Here is a 17,050-nt window from a genome sequence, read left to right as displayed (position 1 = left end):
CCCGCGGACACCGCGAACCCGGGCATCCGAGAGCACCGGAGGTGGCCGCGAGATCCCGGGGGCTTGCCCGTGACTGCCCGGACGCCCCCCTCGCGCGCTCCCGCACCCCATTGAGATCGGCGACCGGGAATGCGCGTATCTCACTGAGCGTTGGCCCCAACAAGAACAAGGAGGAGCGCTCACGGTGTTGCAACCGCAGGATTTGTACGCATGGGAGCCGAGCGGGCTCGCGGCAGTGGACGCGATAACGTCTCGCGACTCGGCCGGGCTGGTGCTGCTCTACCACTTCGACGGCTATATCGACGCGGGCGAGGCAGGTGACCAGATCGTGGAGAAGCTGCTGCACGGCCTGCCGCATCAGGTCGTCGCCCGCTTCGACCACGACCGGCTCGTCGACTACCGGGCCCGGCGTCCGCTGCTGACCTTCGAGCGTGACCGCTGGACCGCCTACGAGACGCCCGCACTTGAACTCCACTTGGTGCGAGACGCCACCGGCGCCCCGTTCCTGCTCCTCACCGGTCCCGAGCCGGATGTGGAATGGGAACGCTTCGCGGCGGCGGTGGGACAGCTCATCGAGCGCCTGGGCGTGCGGCTCGCGGTCAACTTCCACGGCATCCCCATGGGGGTCCCGCACACCCGCCCCGTGGGCGTCACCCCCCACGGCAACCGCGTTGACCTGACGCCCGGTCACCGTGGCTTCTTCGACGAGGCGCAGGTCCCGGGCAGTGCCGAGGCACTGGTGGAGTTCCGGCTGAGCGAGGCGGGACACGACGTGCTCGGCGTGGCCGTACACGTACCGCACTACGTCGCCCGGTCGCCCTACCCGGACGCCGCTCTCACGGCTCTTGAGGCGGTCACCGCCGCGACAGGGCTTGTGCTGCCGGGAATCGCCCATACGCTGCGCACTGCGGCGCTCAAGACCCAGGAGGAGATCGAGCGTCAGATCTCCGAGGGCGACGAGGAGCTGGTGGCGCTGGTGCGCGGCCTGGAGCACCAGTACGACGCGCTGGCCGGTGCTGAGACGCGCGGCAGCCTGGTGGCCGAGCCGGCCGAATTGCCGTCGGCGGATGAACTGGGCGCCGAGTTGGAGCGGTTCCTCGCGGAGCGTGCGGAGCGAGACGGCGACGTCTGAGGCCGGGTGCCCAGCCTCGGGGAGCCCGGCCCCCGGACGGCCGAGGGCGGCGGATGAGGACCGGCCGCCGGTCAGGTCCATGACCCCGAATCCGGCCGCATAGGCTGGTCCCATGCTGAAGCTGGGGCTCACGGGCGGAATCGGTGCGGGCAAGAGCGAAGTGTCGCGCCTGCTGTCCTCGTACGGTGCGGTGCTGATCGACGCCGACAAGATCGCGCGCGAGGTGGTGGAGCCGGGGACACCGGGACTCGCCGCCGTGATCGACGAGTTCGGCGAGGAGGTGCTCGCCAGTGACGGCCGTCTCGACCGCCCGAAGCTGGGGTCCATCGTCTTCGGCGCCCCCCAGCGGCTGGCGGCACTGAACGCGATCATCCACCCCCTGGTCGCGGCGCGCTCCGCGGAGCTGGAGCAGGCGGCGGGGGAGGGGGCGATCGTCGTCCACGACGTACCGCTGCTCACCGAGAACGGCCTCGCCTCCCTCTACGACCTGGTGCTGGTCGTAGACGCCTCCCCCGCGACGCGACTGGACCGGCTTGTCCGGCTGCGGGGTATGACGGAAGAGGAAGCCCGCTCCCGGATGGCGGCGCAGGCGTCGCGGGAGCAGCGGCTGGCGGTAGCCGATGTGGTCATTGACAACGACGGCCCGCTGGAATCGCTGGAGCCACAGGTCAGCAAGGTCTGGGAGGACCTCAAGCGGCGAGCCGGGGCCGCCTGACCGGCTTGCCTCGTAGCGGATTGGACTGCTCCGGTGTGCGGCCGCTCAGGTAGCGGCGGGCTGAGCGCGCCGTGACGGACGGGTGCCTCGTAGGTGGTTGGGGTCGCAGGTGCGGACGCGACGCGTGAGTGAGACGCGGGCGGCGAGGGAATACGGATGCCGGGATCAGATGTTCTGGCCCCCGTAGGAGCGCGCCACGCCAGGCGGCGCGGTCCGCGCGGTCCGAGGCCGTGGCGCGACCGTGGCTCGCAGGCATCAGCCCGGGAGAGGAGACGGCAGTGAGTAGTCAGCCCACGCCCGAGACACATGTGATCGACTTCCGCGCCGCTGAGCAGCTGCTCGCCGCGCGTGATCCGCGTGGCGCGGTGAAGCTGCTCGACTCCGTCATCACCGCCCACCCGGAGAACACCGCTGCCCGTCTGCTGCGAGCCCGCGCCTTCTTCCTGGCGGCCCAGCTTCGTTCGGCTGAGCTGGAGTTCCAGCTGGTCCTGGAGCGCGAGCCGGACAACGCGTTCGCCCACTTCGCGCTGGCCCGCACCCTGGAGCGGGCCAACCGGCCCGACGAGGCCAAGCGCCACTTCCGGCTGGCGGCGGCGCTCGACCCGCGTCCCGATTTCGTGGCGGCGGCCCGCTTCGGAGAGGGCGCCTGAGCCGGAGCCTCAGCGTCCCGTAGCGGCTCGTGATCTCAGCGGCGATGCGCCTGCCGCGCACTGCCGCGGCACACTCCTTACGGGGCGGGGTGGGCGCCCGCGCCGACGGCAGGTCTCATGGCTCATCGCGAGCGTCCGACCGGAAACGCCTGGCGGGAAGCCCTGACCGGCAGCGCCTGTCTGGCCGGTGCTCGCGGCGTCGCTGCCCTACCGCCGAGCGATCACCCCTCCGATGCTACGGGGGCGAGTGATGGCTACGGCGGTTGCTACGAGGAATGACTACAGGGATGGTGGCGAGGGATGGCTACGGGACGGGGCCGTGATGTCGCAGGCCGTGACGGCGGCGTTGGCGTCCGGGGTCGCTGCCGCTGACCGGCGCGTACGGTGGGACGTCCTTGCCGGGCTGATAATGCGGCCCTTGCCGTAGATGCCGTATGACGAGGACCACGTCGGTCACGGTCACCAGCACGACCACCGCGCAGGCGGCAGCCCAGCCCGGCCTGTCGGCGACCGCAAAGGCCACGGCCCCGCCGAGGGCCCAGACCAGCCCCCACAGCGCGAGGCCGAGGCGCAGCCGCAGCGGGCTGCGCGCGTGCAGCGGTTCATCTCCGGTACGCAGCATCTCGACGCATCTCCCACTACCGAATCTACTCCTGTGGATACCCGGCGGCCCACTCCCACCGACCGCCTGTGGATAACCCCTCGGTGCGCGCATGCGGTCCTGTTAATGTTCGACGCGTGGCGAAACTCAATCAGATCATCGCAGTGGAGAAGGGCGTCAAGTCCAAGGCGCAGCAGGACCTGACCACGGCTCAGCATGGCTTGCAAAAGCCCGCGCTGCTCGCCGGTATATCCCGCACGTATCAGCCGAAGGACGAGGAAGGCGAGCAGCTGCCTCCCGAGTCGACGCGCGTCCAGGTCAAGGCCGAGGATGTACTGCGGGATACGGCGACCACCCTCACGCGTCTTTTCGACGTCACCGCCACCAAGGACTGGTCGAACTGCAGCGCGCGCGCCGACGTCACCGTCGACGGCCGCACGTTGCTGCGTGAAGTGCCGGTCTCCTATCTGCTCTTCCTCGAAAAGCAGCTGACCGACCTCAACACCTTCATCCGTAAGCTGCCGGCGCTCGACGCGGCCGAATTCTGGGCCCTCGATCCGTCGACGGACAGCTGGAAGACGGAGCCGGTCCGCACCGTCCGTACGAAGAAGGTCCCCCGCAACCACGTCAAGGCGGAGGCGACCGACAAGCACCCGGCGCAGGTCGAGGTCTACTACGAGGACATTCCCGTCGGCTACTGGACGACGGTGAAGTTCTCCGGAGCCCTCCCGGCCCGACGCGTCAACGAACTCCTCGACCGCGTGGAAAAGCTCCAGCAGGCGGTCAAGTTCGCCCGCGAAGAGGCCAACGCCGTCGAGGTCACCGATGAGCGCGTCGGTGATGTGGTTTTCGGCTACCTCTTCGGGTAGCGTCATGTACTCCCCGGCCGCCTTTCCGCGGCTGGGGTGCGCGAGGTGCGCAAGCTGAACCTGAAGCTTGTCGTGACAGCGCGGTCCCAGTGGGGGTTCAAATCCCTCTCCCGGCCCTCATTCTCTCTTCGAGCCGGGATAGCCCAAGTCCGGCAGAGGCAGACCGCGATGAATCTCAGACTCTTGCTCCAGTCTCAGCATTCGCCGCCGATCGCCGGATCGACCAGGCCGGGCTTGGTCGTTGGATGCCGGTTCAAGTCCGGCCCGCGCAGCCATTTACCTTCCGATGCGCGGTAGTTCAAAGGCAGAACACGACGACATGATGACTGACCCGCGTCCTTGACTGTTCCGGCGTGCGCAATTGGGCGGCAAAACTGAGCCCGGGGGCAGGCTACGCCCCCGGGCTACCTTCTTTTCACGGACATCAGTGCCGCTCACGTGGCGGCCATGACCGACCGGCAGTCACAGGGCGCGCACCTCGCTGGCGAATTGGCGGATGTCCTCGATGAGTTCGGTGGCGTTCTCAGTCGGCACTGCTTCGTCGGCCCTGTTGGCGCACCACCTCATGAGCGCGCCCGCTCGCTCTCCGTACCGCGCTTCCAGATCATCGATGACGCTGGGGAAGCGGGCCGCGTCGCCGTACAGGGCGAGGGCCGCCAGTTCGGTGAGCCGGCGCGCGCGAGATCTCCCGTTCGACCGCCGCGTGGTCGGCACCGCTGCGCAGTAGACGGCGCCGGGCCGGAACGAGGAACGCCGCCTCAAGGGCGGTTCTGCACAGCCCGGGCAGCACAGTGGCCACGATGTCGGTGGGCACGTTGCGGGACTTGGCCAGCGCCCGGGCGTCGTGGAGCGTCTGGGACACCGGGTCGTCGGCCTCCTTCACCTGGACGACCGACCGTTCGCCGCGTACGACTTCCATGACGGTGACGGGAAGACGCAGGTGCTTCATGGCCTGCGACAGGCGCGTGTCGTGGGTGAAGGCGATCACCTGCCGGTCCGCGGCCAGGTCGGAGAGCACCTTGGCCGGTCCGTCCACCTTGGCAGGGTCCATGGACTGCACCGGGTCGTCGATGATGAGGAACCGGAACGGGTTGTCGGGCAGCAGCGTGCGCGGCAGGAACAGCGACAGCGCGAGGGAGTGCGGTTCGCCCTGACTCATCACCCCGAGCGCGGGGGCCTCGATGTCATCGACGGAGACACCCAGGACGACTTTGCGCAGGTTGCCGCTCCCGCCCAGCACCGGGCCGAGGGAGACGTTGCTCTGCTGGCGCAGTGCGGCCCGGATCTGCTGGGCACGGTCGGCGATGCCGTGCGCCCTCCTTCAGCCACTTCCGCGCGGCCTTCACCTGAGCCAGCCGAGGCCCATGGCGATCCGCCCGGCGCGGCGCAGCCCGAGCCGACCTCCGGAATCGGCCTCATGTCCTGTCGGGGAGCTGGATACTTTCGTTGCCGGCGAGGCCGTGGCATACCGCGCGGACAGCCTGTCCGTCGACGAAAGCGGCAATTCGGTGCGTACCTCAGCAGACGCACGTCCCATGACGGCATGCCAGGAGGAACCGTGAGATCTCACAGCACTGCCATACGTTCAGCGCACTTCTACGTTCTCTGCGTTGTGCTCGCCGTCCTGGCGGGCCTCTGCGCCGCGGTCGCCCCCGCCGCCTCGGCAGCCGGTCAGCAACTCGCCGTCCGGGGCGGCGATGTGATCTACGGCAGCGGCGGCGGCAGGTGCACCGTCGCCTTCAACGCGCAGTCGGGCACCAACACCTACGGCCTCATGCTCGGGCGCTGCGCGAAGACCAGCACCACGTGGTACGCGGACCCGGCCAGGACCGTGGTCATCGGCACGACGGCAGGGGCCAGCTTTCCCGGTGACGACTACGGCGTGATCCGCTACACCAACCCGTCCGTGTCGTATCCCGGGGAGATCAACCTCGGCAACGGTCAGACGAGGGACATCACCGGTGCCGCCGGCCCGAGAGTCGGCCAGTCCGTGTGCCACATCGGACGGGCGAGCGGGCTGCGCTGCGGCACCGTGCGCGCGGTGAACGTCTCGGTGAACTTCCCCGAGGGCACGGTCTCCGGGCTGTTCAGCTCCAGCGTGTGCCCAGAGCCCGGAGACGCGGGTGGGCCCGCCTTCTCCGGCGGCACGGGTCTCGGCGTCATCGTCGGCGGCAGCGGCGGGTGCACCAGTGGTGGTATCACCTACTACCAGCCGATCGTCGAGATCCTCGCCGCATACGGGCTGACCTTGCACTGACCTTGCGCTGACTCGCACTGAGCTGGGCGTGCGGGCGGCGGGGCGGCACTTCTCCGGGCATCGGCCGTCCGCGGCTCCAGCTTCCCCCTGGCGGTGGCGGCGGTGAGCATGATGGTGGCCGACCGCTGTGCTCGTGTCACAGACGCGTGAGCTTGCGCAATCGCGGAAACCGCTCTCGCCCCTCGTGCGAGCTCCGGTCGAGCTCCTCCATCAGGCGCATGGTGCGGTGTTCCATGTCCATCTCGTCCAAGATCCGGTCGACCTCCGACAGCAGGGCTCCCTGCAGTTGCCACTGGCCGGGGTGCTCCTGGACGCGTCGAAGGAGCAGGTGCGCGGCACGGTCGCGGCTGATGGCCGCTTCGTCCAGCGCCGCCGTCAGCCGGGCTTCGGCTTCTTCCGCGTTCGCGCTGACCTGGGTGGTGACGAGGATGGCGAAGCTCTCCACCGCTTTGGAGACGTGAACGAACAGCTCCTCCAGAGCCTTGGCGACATCGGGCGGGAACAGTGCCTCGTCCGTGCGGTGCTTGGCGAGGTCGGTCAGCGTGCGGGCCAGCACGCGGACGACCACCGTGCAGATCTCCAGGGTGTCAAGACCGGTCCGCAGGACGACGCGGTGGAGCAGACCCTCCTTGACTCGCGGGTTGAGCCGCAGGCTGTCCTCCGCCTGGCGGAGGGCGGCGTCCACCTGCGCGACGTCGTTGTCCAGGCGTCGCGCCTCGTGCAGGCGGGCCGCGGCGCGGTCGACCGGGGTGTGGGTGGCCAGTTCCTCGCCGATGCGTTGCAGGAGGTCGCGGAGACGCCGGGCCAGGTCCTCGATGCACTCACCGGCGCTGTGTACCCATACCGGCGGGGCGAACAGAAAGTTGAACAGCAGGCCCACCACGGCACCGATGAGCGTTTCCAGCACCCGGTCCCAGGCCGTGTTCGCCACGCGGGTCACTCCGAGGACGAGCATGGCGCTGATCGCCACCTCGGGGACGAACTCGTTCACCTTCACCAGGTGCCCGGCCGCCAGCGATGCCAGGATGATCAGACCCAGGCTCCACCAGGACAGCCCCACGAGCGCGCTGAACCCGATCGCGATGAGCACTCCGGCCACCACCGCGTTGACCCTCCGGATGCCGGTGGTCAGCGTGGCGTAGAACGTGACCTGGACGACGAGCAGGGCGGTGAGCGGCGCGGTCAGCGGTACGGGTTCGCTGCTGAGCCGCAGGGCGACGGCGTAGGCGAGCGTCGCGGCCACCGCGGACCGCAGTGCTTGCACGACGGTGGGATGGCGGCCGCGTTTCGTCAGTTCTGTCACTGGGTCGGTTACATCACGCACTCCCTGCCTGTCCCGCTCCACGACCGCCCCGACACCGGAAAGCCCTGTCTTCCACCTGCCTGGTGGTAGCCGCCCCGGTCGTTCCGGCGCCGGTCTGCCGGGTGGTTTCCGGGTGGCGCGGACGGCTTCTCACGCGGGAGGCATGATGGGCGGTGTGCGACTGGAAGCGATCTCCTGGGAACGGCTCACCGAGGCACTCGCCGACCGGGTGGCGGCGCCCCGAGCGGCGGACGGCGGGCCGTGGTCGCGAGTGGCCATCGACGGGGCTCCGGCCGCGCACGGTGAGCGGCTGGCGCAGCGGCTCGCCAAGGCCCTGCGGGTGCGGGGACGGTCGGTGCTCGTGGTCGGCACTGCCGGATTCCTGCGGCCTGCCTCGCTGCGGTACGAGTACGGGCGGCAGGACGTCGACGCGTACTACGACACGTGGACCGATACGGGCGCCCTGTGGCGTGAGGTCTTCAACCCGCTCGACGCCGATGGCACGGGCCGCGTGCTGCCCGACCTGTGGGACCCGGTCACCGATCGTGCGACCCGCACCCCGTATGCGCGGTTGCCGCCTGGTGGTGTGCTGCTCGTTCACGGGCCGCTCCTTCTCGGGCACTGGTTCCCCTTTGACCTCTCCGTACATCTGCGGCTGTCTCCGGCCGCGCTCGCCCGGCGTACGGCTGAGGACGAGCGCTGGACGCTGCCCGCCTTCGCCCGGTACGAGGACGAGGTACGGCCCGCCGAAAACGCGGACGTCGTCGTACGCGCGGACGATCCCCTGCATCCGGCATGGAACGGCTCCACCGCCGCCTGACCACTCCGCCGCCTGACCACTCCACCGTCCGGCGGCCACCCCGCACGGCCTCTCGGCGCGGGGCGAGCCGCCGTCGTTCCCGACCGCGACACACGACCAGCGCCCCCCGGGCCCGGCGGGCCCCAGGGCAAGGACCGGCCTAGAACAGAGGCTGAGGCAGGACTCCCTCCAGGGCCAGCAGGACGCGCTTCGTCTCCAGGCCGCCGCCGAAGCCGCCTATGCCGCCGTCGCTCTCGACGACCCGGTGGCAGGGCACGACGACCGGCAGTGGATTGGACCCCATGGCCACGCCGACCGCCCGCGCCGCGCCGGGTTCGCCGACCCGGACGGCGAGATCCTGGTAGCCGACGACAGTGCCGTACGCGACATGAGCGGCCAGCTCCCGCAGCACCTGACGGTTGAAGCCCGAGGTCAGCGACCAGTCAAGGGGGAGGGAGAAGTCGCGCAGACCCCCGGTGAAATAGGCGTCGAGCTGGCGGACCGCCTCGGCGAGGAGCGGGTGGTCCGGAGACGGAGCGGGGGAGGCGGCGGCGCCCAGGCGGCGAGCGAGCCGGGCGAGGGATTCGGCGGTCCGCTTCGCGTCGGCGTGGAAGACGACCTGGACCAGGCCGTTGTCGGTCACCGCGAGCAGCAGAGGACCGATCGCCGTCTCCGCTACGTCCCAGGCCCAGGGCTGGCGATCGCGCTGCTGCTCCTGCTCTGAATTGTTCACGCGTTCAGCGTAGGGGCGGGCACTGACAGTGACACCGAGCTCAGCCCTCACCCGCCCCCGCGCGCCTCCGTGTGGTGTTACATCACCGCCGCCACCCGCTTCTTGGAGCTTCCCACGGCCGAGCGGTCGTCCACCGCGTCGCGGATGAGGTCGGGCTTGTTGGTGATGATGCCGTCCACCCCCATGCCGGCGACCTTCACGGCGTTCTTGGCATCGTCAACGGTCCAGGTGTAGACCTCAAGCCGCTTGTGGTGCGGGCCGCGCAGCGCGTGGACCGCCGCGACGTAGTCGGCGCTGAGCGTCCTGTAGTTCGGATTGATCTGGTCGGTGAAACGCGCGTACGACGGCAGATCGGCGACGGCCGGAGTGCCGAGGAAGCCTGTCTTGACGTCCGGGCGCAGCTTGTGTGTGGTCTTAATCGAGTCGGCGCTGAAGCTCTGGATGATCAGCCGGTGTTTGACGTGCTGGCGGTCCAGCCAGCCCTGGCGGCGCAGTTGACGCAGCGTCTGCCGCTCGATGCCGGGGTAGAGCTCGGGCGCCTTGATCTCCATCAGGAGCCTTTGGCGGTTGGCGCTCACGCGGTTCATGTACTGCTTCAGCGTCGGCACGCGCTCGCCCGCGAAGCCCGGGCTGAACCAGCTGCCGGCGTCCAGCCGCTTGATCTCCTTGAGGGTGAAGTCGGCGACCTTCCACGGGGCGCGGTCGGGGAAAATCTCCTCGACGTTGGTCGTCCGCTTCAGCGTAGTGTCGTGAATGATGATGAGTTTGCCGTCCTTGGTGCGCTGGACGTCGTTCTCCACCCAGTCGATCTTGAGGTCAGCGGCTTCGTCCACGGCGCTGAGGGTGTTCTCCGGAGCGTAGGCGGACGCACCGCGGTGGGCGACGGCGACCGGTCTGTGTGGCCGGTCGGCGGCCTCTGCCGATGCTGTGGGGAGGAAGAGCGCGGACATACCCGTGAGCGCGCAAGTGGCTGCGGCGACAGGGCGGATGTGCATACGGACTCCTCGCGTCATGAGACTCAGAGACGGACAGGACGGGCAGAGAGTCCCAGTCGTTCCGTACCGGAAGATAGGTGCGGGATGGACAGAAACTGAACGGGGAGTGTTCCGTGTCGTTTGCCGAGATTCCGCTGTCGGAGGGGATACGGGAAGTTGTCGCACGTGAATGGGGGATGCGGCTCGGCGACGACGCGCTCCGCTTGTACGGCGGCGAAGAGTCAGCCGCCTACAAGGCGCACGATACGAGTGGTGAGAGCGCGCCGCGCGCCGTAGTCGTCCGGATCGGTCCCGTCTGGCGGCCTTCGGAGGAAGCCGAGTGGTGTCACATGGTGGCGCTGCGAGCGAAGGCGGGTGGAGTGGATGAGGCCGTGGCGCCACTGCGGTCGCGTATGGGCCAGACGGTCATACGGGCGGAGGGGCGGCCAGTCTCGGTCTGGCCGTATGTCGAGGGGCGTTGGGTCAACGCGGACGATCCGGCACAGGCGGAGCAGGCCGCGCGGCTGCTCGCACGGTTGCACCGGGCGCTCGCGGAGGTGTCGATGCCCGGGCGGCCCAGGCCGTCCCACTTGGCGGTGGGGCTACGGGGTGAGGTGGCGTACGAGGACCGGGCGTTGCACGACCCGGAGCTGGACGCGTGGTTGGAGCGGTTCTGTCGGGAGGCGCCGCGACGCCACCCTCTGCATGGCGACTATTACCACGGCAACCTGCTGGCCAACTCGGCCAACCGGGTGATCGCCGTTCTTGACTGGGACGAAGCGCTGGTCGCGCCACCCGAGGTGGAACTGGCGAGTGCGGCCCTTGAGTTCGCCGACGAGTTCGGGGAGGACCCCGTGGCGGCGCGTCACTTCGTGGACGCCTACCTGGCGGAGGGCGGCACAGCGGGGAAGCTCGACGACGAGGCGCTGGCCCAGCTCATGCGGCACCGGCTGCGGCGGGAAGGCGCCTACTTCGCACGCGCGTGCGCGCAGGGTGTGGTGCACGACGCGGAGGACCTTGAGTACCACAGGCGGCGGATGGCCGCCTTCCGGGCGCTCCGGCCCTGAGCGGACTTCCGCGTATCCACGGCGAGGGCCCGTCCCGGGTCGGGCCAGGAGGCGAGGGAAGGGCCAGGCCCGTGAGGCGGGGCCGTACGGCGGCTGAGTCCGTGACCCGGCCGGCCGTATGGCCCCTTGCCGCTCTTCCGCTCGCCTCGTTCCGCGTGGCCCGGCTGCCCCGGACCTCCCGAGCTCCGGCCGTGGGTCAGCGGCGCGGGCGCTCGAAGGTGACCAGCAGGCCCTCGACGCCGCCCGGGCCGACCCTGCCCTTCACATCGGCCGCCGTTATGGCCTTCACCTGCCAGCCGTCGGCCGCGTACTTGTTCAGCATGTCCTCAAGCTTGTCCGGCGACATCTTCCCGCCGATCAGCTTCTCGCGGATCTGGATCACCTTGTATTCGTACATGACCGATTACCTTTCGTAGCGCTCGTTCGGCGGCTGAGCCGTCCGGTGATCGAACCGGCTGGGTCCCCAGGCCGGATCTGCCGGTCGTGCCCGTCCGGACCGTTTCGTTAAGTGGCTGGTCAAACCCCCTTTCGAGGGTCCGGCCAGCGGGTTGCGGGGGCCAGGCTACGGGCCGGAGGACGGACCGTTGTCAGTGGTGAGTCGTACCGTGGTTGCATGCGGCCCGAATCTCACATCCAACGCACGGTGGCGCCTTTCGAGGTCGTCAGTCCCTACCAGCCCAGTGGTGACCAGCCCACAGCCATCGCCGAGCTTGAGCGGCGCATCCGGGCAGGTGAGAAGGATGTCGTGCTGCTCGGCGCGACAGGCACCGGCAAGTCGGCGACCACCGCGTGGATGATCGAGAAGCTGCAGCGGCCCACCCTCGTCATGGCCCCGAACAAGACGCTCGCGGCCCAGCTCGCGAACGAGTTCCGCGAGCTGCTGCCCAACAACGCCGTCGAGTACTTCGTCTCGTACTACGACTACTACCAGCCCGAGGCGTACGTCCCGCAGTCCGACACGTATATCGAGAAGGACTCCTCCATCAACGAGGAGGTTGAGCGGCTGCGCCACTCCGCGACGAACTCGCTGCTCACCCGGCGGGACGTCATCGTGGTGGCCTCCGTGTCCTGCATCTACGGCCTGGGTACGCCCCAGGAGTACGTCGACCGCATGGTGCAGCTCAAGATCGGTGACGAGATCGACCGCGATCAGCTGCTGCGCCGCTTCGTCGACATCCAGTACACGCGCAATGACGTCGCGTTCACGCGCGGGACCTTCCGGGTCCGCGGCGACACCATCGAGATCTTCCCGGTCTACGAGGAGCTGGCCGTCCGGATCGAGATGTTCGGCGACGAGGTCGAGGCGCTGTCCACACTGCACCCGCTCACCGGCGAGGTGATCTCCGACGACCAGGAGCTGTACGTCTTCCCGGCCAGCCACTACGTGGCCGGACCCGAGCGCATGGAGAAGGCCATCGCGCGGATCGAGGCCGAGCTCGCCGAGACGCTCGCCCGGATGGAGAAGCAGGGCAAGCTGCTCGAAGCCCAGCGGCTGCGCATGCGGACCACGTACGACATCGAGATGATGCGGCAGATCGGCACCTGCTCCGGCATTGAGAACTACTCGCTGCACATCGACGGCCGCGAGCCCGGTTCCGCCGCGCACACCCTCCTGGACTACTTTCCGGAGGACTTCCTCCTCGTCATCGACGAGTCCCATGTCACCGTTCCGCAGATCGGCGCCATGTACGAGGGCGACGCCTCCCGGAAGCGGACGCTGGTCGAGCACGGTTTCCGGCTGCCGTCGGCGATGGACAACCGCCCGCTGAAGTGGGAGGAGTTCCAGGAGCGCATCGGCCAGACCGTCTATCTCTCCGCCACGCCGGGAAAGTACGAGCTCGCGCGCGGCGACGGATTCGTGGAGCAGATCATCCGGCCGACCGGCCTGATCGACCCGGAGGTCATCGTCAAGCCCACCGACGGGCAGATCGACGACCTGATGCACGAGATCAGGCTGCGCACGGAGAAGAACGAGCGCGTCCTGGTCACGACGCTCACCAAGAAGATGGCCGAGGACCTCACCGAGTACATGATCGAACTGGGCATCCAGGTGCGCTACCTGCACAGCGATGTCGACACGCTGCGCCGCGTGGAGCTGCTGCGCGAGCTGCGCGCCGGTGAGTACGACGTCCTGGTCGGCATCAACCTCCTGCGGGAGGGCCTTGACCTGCCGGAGGTCTCGCTGGTCGCGATCCTCGACGCCGACAAGGAGGGATTCCTCCGCTCCGGGACCTCGCTGATCCAGACCATCGGCCGCGCGGCGCGCAACGTCTCGGGCCAGGTGCACATGTACGCCGACAAGATCACCCCGGCGATGGCCACGGCGATCGAGGAGACCAACCGGCGCCGCGAGAAGCAGGTCGCGTACAACACGGAGCGCGGGATCGATCCCCAGCCGCTCCGTAAGAAGATCGGCGACATCGTGGCGACGATCGCCCGCGAGGCGGTGGACACCCAGGAGCTGCTGAGCAGCGAGTACCGGCAGGCCGGCAAGGGCAAGGCTCCGGTGCCCGCGCTGTCGGTGCAGAAGCCCGGCGGCAAGAAGGGCTCGCGGGCCGGGGCCAAGGACGGCGCGCTCACTGACCGGCCCGCCGCCGAACTCGCCGAGCTGATCGAGGAGATGACGGAGCGGATGCGGGCGGCGGCGGCAGAGCTGCAGTTCGAGGTCGCGGCGCGACTGCGTGACGAGGTGGGGGAGCTGAAGAAGGAACTGCGGCAGATGCGTGAGGCGGGAATCGCCTGACGGCGCTGGCGCACGTCCTGACCGGAGCCCCGGCGGCGGCGCGCCGGGCAGTGTGTTGCAAGAGCGCCACAAAGCCCGGTGCCGGTAGCCGGACCACTGGTGGCAGTGCATAGGGTTCGGGCAGGTCGTACAGACGGACGGCCGGGGGAAACGTCGAGAGAGGGACAGCGCGTGACGGTCAACATGTCCAAGGGCCAGGCCATCAGCCTTGAGAAGGCGGATGGAGGCAGCCTGAGCGCCGTACGGATGGGGCTGGGCTGGCAGTCAGCGCCGCGCCGTGGACTGTTCGGGTCCCGGACCAAGGAGGTCGACCTCGACGCGTCGGCCGTGCTCTTCGCGGACAAGCAGCCGGTCGATGTGGTGTTCTTCCGGCACCTGACGAGCGATGACGGCTCCGTCAGGCACACCGGTGACAACCTCGTCGGCGGAGTCGGTCAGGGCGGCGATGACGAGGCGATCCTCGTCGACCTGCAGCGAGTGCCGGTGCACATCGACCAGATCGTGTTCACCGTGAACTCCTTCACCGGGCAGACCTTCGCCGAGGTCGCCAACGCCTTCTGCCGTCTGGTGGATGAGACCAACGGCCAGGAAATGGCGCGTTACACGCTCACCGGCGGCGGCCAGTACACCGCTCAGATCATGGCCAAGGTGCACCGCGCGGGCAACGGCTGGCAGCTGACGGCCGTCGGCGCTCCGGCCAACGGCCGCACCTTCCAGGACCTCATGCCGTCGATCGTTCCCCACCTCTGAGTGTCCGAACGCCGGCTACGTGACGGGCACTTGACGTGGCAGGGCTGACCCCAGTCGGCGTCAGCCGGTCGCCTCGGCAGTTCGGGCCCCGGCGCTTCCGTTCCGGCCCGGTGGGACACCGGGCCGGAACCGCCGGAACCACCAGACAGGTGGCGATCGACCGTCCCGGCGCTCTCCGCGCCGTACGGGGGCGTTCCGGCGCAGCCGCTACCAGCCGGGACGGAGCCGCGCAGGCGGCCCGCGCCACCCCAGCACAGACGCACACACAGCACGCAGCACACCACGACGAGAGGGCGCAGTGATGACGGCCGAGCTGGTCCGAGGGCAGAACCACCCGCTGCCTCAGACCCGTTTGGAGATCCGGATCGCGGCGGGCAAGCCCGTCATCGCCGGAGCGACACTCGGAGACGACCAGGGGACCGTGCGTGGTGCCGACTGGGTCGCGCACCCGGCAGCCCCCCATGTCCCCGGACTTGAGGTGTCCAAGCAGGCCGCCGCTGACCACCGCCTCGCGGTCGATCTGGACGCGGTGCCGTCGGCGGTGCACCGGGTGACAGTGCTGCTCGCCTTGCCGACAGGCGGCGGACCCGCACGGTTCGGCGGCCTGCCCGCCCCCTTCGTCGCGGTCACGAGCCTCGACGGGGACGAGATAGCCAGTTACACGATCACCGACCTGGACGCGGAGTCCGCGGTCGTCGGGGTGGAGCTGTACCGCAGGCAGGACGCGTGGAAGGTGCGTGCCGTCGGCCAGGGGTACGCGGGCGGGCTCGCGGCCATGCTGCAGGACCAGGGATTGCCCGAGGCGGTGGTGCTGGCCGGTGAGATCAACGACGCCGTGGCGCGAGGCATGGCCCGCTCCCTCACTCCGCCGCCGTCCTCGGCGCGGACCAACGCCGGGGACGGGCGGGTCCGGACGGCGCCCGCAGGAGCCGGTGACGCCGGTGAGCGCGGTCCCCGTGCCGACTCCCCGGTGAGCGGCGGAGCGTCCGGCCAGATCGGTACGCCGGATTCCGGTGGCACGGTGGGCGGCGCGGACGTGTCAGCTCCGCAGCCGGCGGGCGGGCCGGTCAACTACCAGCACCCCGGTCGTCAGAGCTCGGCGCCGACGCCGCCTCCCGCGGCGGCTCCGCCCGGCCCGGCGGGGCAGCCTCCCGCGCCGGTCGCGGGGGACGCCTCTGGCTGGACGATGGAGGAGCGGCTGTACAACCAGGTCTGGGGCATGTTCGAGGACCTGGCCCGGACGATGGCGGCGTACCGCAGCGCGGTCGACTTCGCGGACTCCCGGATGGAGCAGGAGCTCGACAAGGTGCTCTCCGACCCCCGCAGCCGTGTGGGGCCGCTCGCCGACTCGGCCCGCGCGCAGGCGCGCGCCAAGCACTGCGAGCTGGTGGACAGGGCACGTGCCGTCCTGGACCGCGACCTCGCGCAGCTCGCCGCCGAGGCCGAGGTGGTCGAACCCGCCCTGCCGCCCGCGTTCGCCCGCTGGGAGAGCCCCGTATGGCAGGGCTTCGAGGTCCCGATGGAGATCCCGATGGCCCTGCGCCTCGGTGATCTGAGCCTCCCGGAATGCGCTGACCTGCACATTCCCATGATCGTGCGGCTACCGCTTGAGCGCGGTCTGTGGGTGGACAGCGGGCGTGCGGCTTCGCCGGACTCCGCGATGCTGGACTCCACGGAGCTGCGACGGCTCGCGATGGAGAGCGCCGTCGCGCATGCCGCGCGTCTGCTGGCGGTCTACCCGGTCGGCGAGTTCGCGGTCCATGTGATCGACCCGGCCGGATCGGCCGCGTCCACGCTTGCCCCGCTGACGAGCACGGGAGCCTTGCCCGAGCCGCCCGCGACCGGGGCGCAGGGCGTCTCGGCGGTCCTCGCGAAGCTGACGCAGCGGGTCGACCTCGTACAGATGGCCATCCGCAGCGGCGCCGTGGACGCGCTGCCGCGTGACCTCGACACCGCTCAGCAACTGCTGATCGTCAATGACTTCCCGCACGGTTTCGACGACCGGGCTGTCACTCAGCTGCGCTACCTCGCGGACGAGGGTCCCTCGGTCGGCGTCCACCTGATGATGGTGGCCGACCGGGAGGACGCCCGGGCGTACGGGCCGGTGCTCGATCCGCTGTGGCGCTCTCTGCTGCGTGTCACGCCGGTCCCCGACGACCACCTCGCCGACCCCTGGGTCGGGCATGCCTGGACGTACGAGCCGTCGCTCGTGCCTCGGGGGAGCGATGTGCTGACCCACGTCCTGACACTGGTGGCACGGGCGCGCGAGTCCTACGGCGAGCACGACGTGGCGGAATGATCACTTGACCTTAAAGCCAGCCTGACTTGCGCTTTTATCCTTACCTTTACTCTTCCTTGGGTTTTCCTGTACTCTTCTTTTCGCGGAGGGGAGTACTCCTACTGCGACGTTCCCGTCATCACGGATCGATCTGATCCCGGGGCGTCGGTCTGGGCTCG

Annotated in this window: 16 protein-coding genes; 10 read left to right on the top strand and 6 right to left on the bottom strand. The window is 69.5% G+C overall.

What is annotated here, in order from left to right; translation table 11 throughout:
- Positions 1–184 precede the first annotated feature (184 nt).
- The 3 genes from AC5P1B_RS15705 to AC5P1B_RS15695 all read left to right on the top strand — a co-directional run bounded on the left by AC5P1B_RS15705 (position 185) and on the right by AC5P1B_RS15695 (position 2,497).
- Complete coding sequence (locus tag AC5P1B_RS15705) at positions 185–1,132, top strand: PAC2 family protein (RefSeq protein ID WP_493887742.1); 948 nt, start codon at positions 185–187, stop codon at positions 1,130–1,132.
- 112 nt (positions 1,133–1,244) lie between these two features.
- The gene (gene coaE / locus AC5P1B_RS15700; protein WP_493887741.1) at positions 1,245–1,847 is read left to right on the top strand and encodes a dephospho-CoA kinase; all 603 of its coding nucleotides are present in this window, start codon (positions 1,245–1,247) and stop codon (positions 1,845–1,847) included.
- Positions 1,848–2,125: 278 nt separating this feature from the next.
- A complete protein-coding gene (locus AC5P1B_RS15695; RefSeq protein WP_493887740.1) occupies positions 2,126–2,497 on the top strand; it encodes a tetratricopeptide repeat protein in 372 nt (123 codons plus the stop codon).
- A gap of 304 nt (positions 2,498–2,801) precedes the next feature.
- Here the strand turns inward: AC5P1B_RS15695 and AC5P1B_RS15690 are convergent, their stop codons facing one another.
- The gene (locus tag AC5P1B_RS15690; RefSeq protein ID WP_493887739.1) at positions 2,802–3,119 is read right to left on the bottom strand and encodes a DUF6343 family protein; all 318 of its coding nucleotides are present in this window, start codon (positions 3,117–3,119) and stop codon (positions 2,802–2,804) included.
- A gap of 116 nt (positions 3,120–3,235) precedes the next feature.
- Between AC5P1B_RS15690 and AC5P1B_RS15685 the strand changes: the two genes are divergently transcribed.
- Positions 3,236–3,967: a DUF7873 family protein gene (locus AC5P1B_RS15685; protein WP_493887738.1), complete on the top strand. Its 732-nt coding sequence runs from the start codon at positions 3,236–3,238 to the stop codon at positions 3,965–3,967.
- 604 nt (positions 3,968–4,571) lie between these two features.
- On the opposite strand, the gene AC5P1B_RS15680 is transcribed toward AC5P1B_RS15685, so the two are convergent.
- Positions 4,572–5,207: a hypothetical protein gene (locus AC5P1B_RS15680; RefSeq protein ID WP_493887736.1), complete on the bottom strand. Its 636-nt coding sequence runs from the start codon at positions 5,205–5,207 to the stop codon at positions 4,572–4,574.
- Between the two features lie 318 nt (positions 5,208–5,525).
- Here AC5P1B_RS15680 and AC5P1B_RS15675 point away from each other — a divergent pair, with 318 nt between their 5' ends.
- Positions 5,526–6,224, top strand: coding sequence for a S1 family peptidase (locus AC5P1B_RS15675; RefSeq protein WP_493887735.1), 699 nt, complete (start codon positions 5,526–5,528; stop codon positions 6,222–6,224).
- Positions 6,225–6,360: 136 nt separating this feature from the next.
- Here the strand turns inward: AC5P1B_RS15675 and AC5P1B_RS15670 are convergent, their stop codons facing one another.
- Positions 6,361–7,527, bottom strand: a complete 1,167-nt coding sequence (locus AC5P1B_RS15670) for an aromatic acid exporter family protein (protein ID WP_493887734.1) — start codon at positions 7,525–7,527, stop codon at positions 6,361–6,363.
- 175 nt (positions 7,528–7,702) lie between these two features.
- Between AC5P1B_RS15670 and AC5P1B_RS15665 the strand changes: the two genes are divergently transcribed.
- Positions 7,703–8,347, top strand: coding sequence for a nucleoside/nucleotide kinase family protein (locus AC5P1B_RS15665; protein WP_493887733.1), 645 nt, complete (start codon positions 7,703–7,705; stop codon positions 8,345–8,347).
- 139 nt (positions 8,348–8,486) lie between these two features.
- Here the strand turns inward: AC5P1B_RS15665 and AC5P1B_RS15660 are convergent, their stop codons facing one another.
- Positions 8,487–9,059, bottom strand: a complete 573-nt coding sequence (locus AC5P1B_RS15660) for a methylated-DNA--[protein]-cysteine S-methyltransferase (protein ID WP_493887732.1) — start codon at positions 9,057–9,059, stop codon at positions 8,487–8,489.
- Positions 9,060–9,136: 77 nt separating this feature from the next.
- Positions 9,137–10,054 (bottom strand): glycerophosphodiester phosphodiesterase, encoded by a 918-nt coding sequence (locus tag AC5P1B_RS15655; RefSeq protein ID WP_493887731.1) that lies wholly within the window; start codon positions 10,052–10,054, stop codon positions 9,137–9,139.
- A gap of 113 nt (positions 10,055–10,167) precedes the next feature.
- Here AC5P1B_RS15655 and AC5P1B_RS15650 point away from each other — a divergent pair, with 113 nt between their 5' ends.
- Complete coding sequence (locus tag AC5P1B_RS15650; protein ID WP_493887730.1) at positions 10,168–11,100, top strand: phosphotransferase enzyme family protein; 933 nt, start codon at positions 10,168–10,170, stop codon at positions 11,098–11,100.
- A gap of 196 nt (positions 11,101–11,296) precedes the next feature.
- On the opposite strand, the gene AC5P1B_RS15645 is transcribed toward AC5P1B_RS15650, so the two are convergent.
- Positions 11,297–11,497: a DUF4177 domain-containing protein gene (locus AC5P1B_RS15645; protein WP_493887729.1), complete on the bottom strand. Its 201-nt coding sequence runs from the start codon at positions 11,495–11,497 to the stop codon at positions 11,297–11,299.
- Positions 11,498–11,713: 216 nt separating this feature from the next.
- On the opposite strand from AC5P1B_RS15645, the gene uvrB reads away from it, so the two are divergent.
- The 3 genes from uvrB to AC5P1B_RS15630 all read left to right on the top strand — a co-directional run bounded on the left by uvrB (position 11,714) and on the right by AC5P1B_RS15630 (position 16,892).
- Positions 11,714–13,843, top strand: a complete 2,130-nt coding sequence (gene uvrB, locus AC5P1B_RS15640; protein WP_493887728.1) for an excinuclease ABC subunit UvrB — start codon at positions 11,714–11,716, stop codon at positions 13,841–13,843.
- A gap of 171 nt (positions 13,844–14,014) precedes the next feature.
- On the top strand, positions 14,015–14,593 hold the full coding sequence (locus AC5P1B_RS15635; protein WP_493887727.1) for a TerD family protein: 579 nt from the start codon (positions 14,015–14,017) through the stop codon (positions 14,591–14,593).
- A 301-nt stretch (positions 14,594–14,894) separates the two neighbouring features.
- On the top strand, positions 14,895–16,892 hold the full coding sequence (locus AC5P1B_RS15630) for a TerD family protein (RefSeq protein WP_493887725.1): 1,998 nt from the start codon (positions 14,895–14,897) through the stop codon (positions 16,890–16,892).
- Positions 16,893–17,050 lie beyond the last annotated feature (158 nt).

This window comes from Streptomyces sp. A01, from assembly GCF_059026195.1.
Note: the sequence above shows the minus strand (reverse complement) of the source record. Positions and strands in the feature narration are given on the sequence as shown.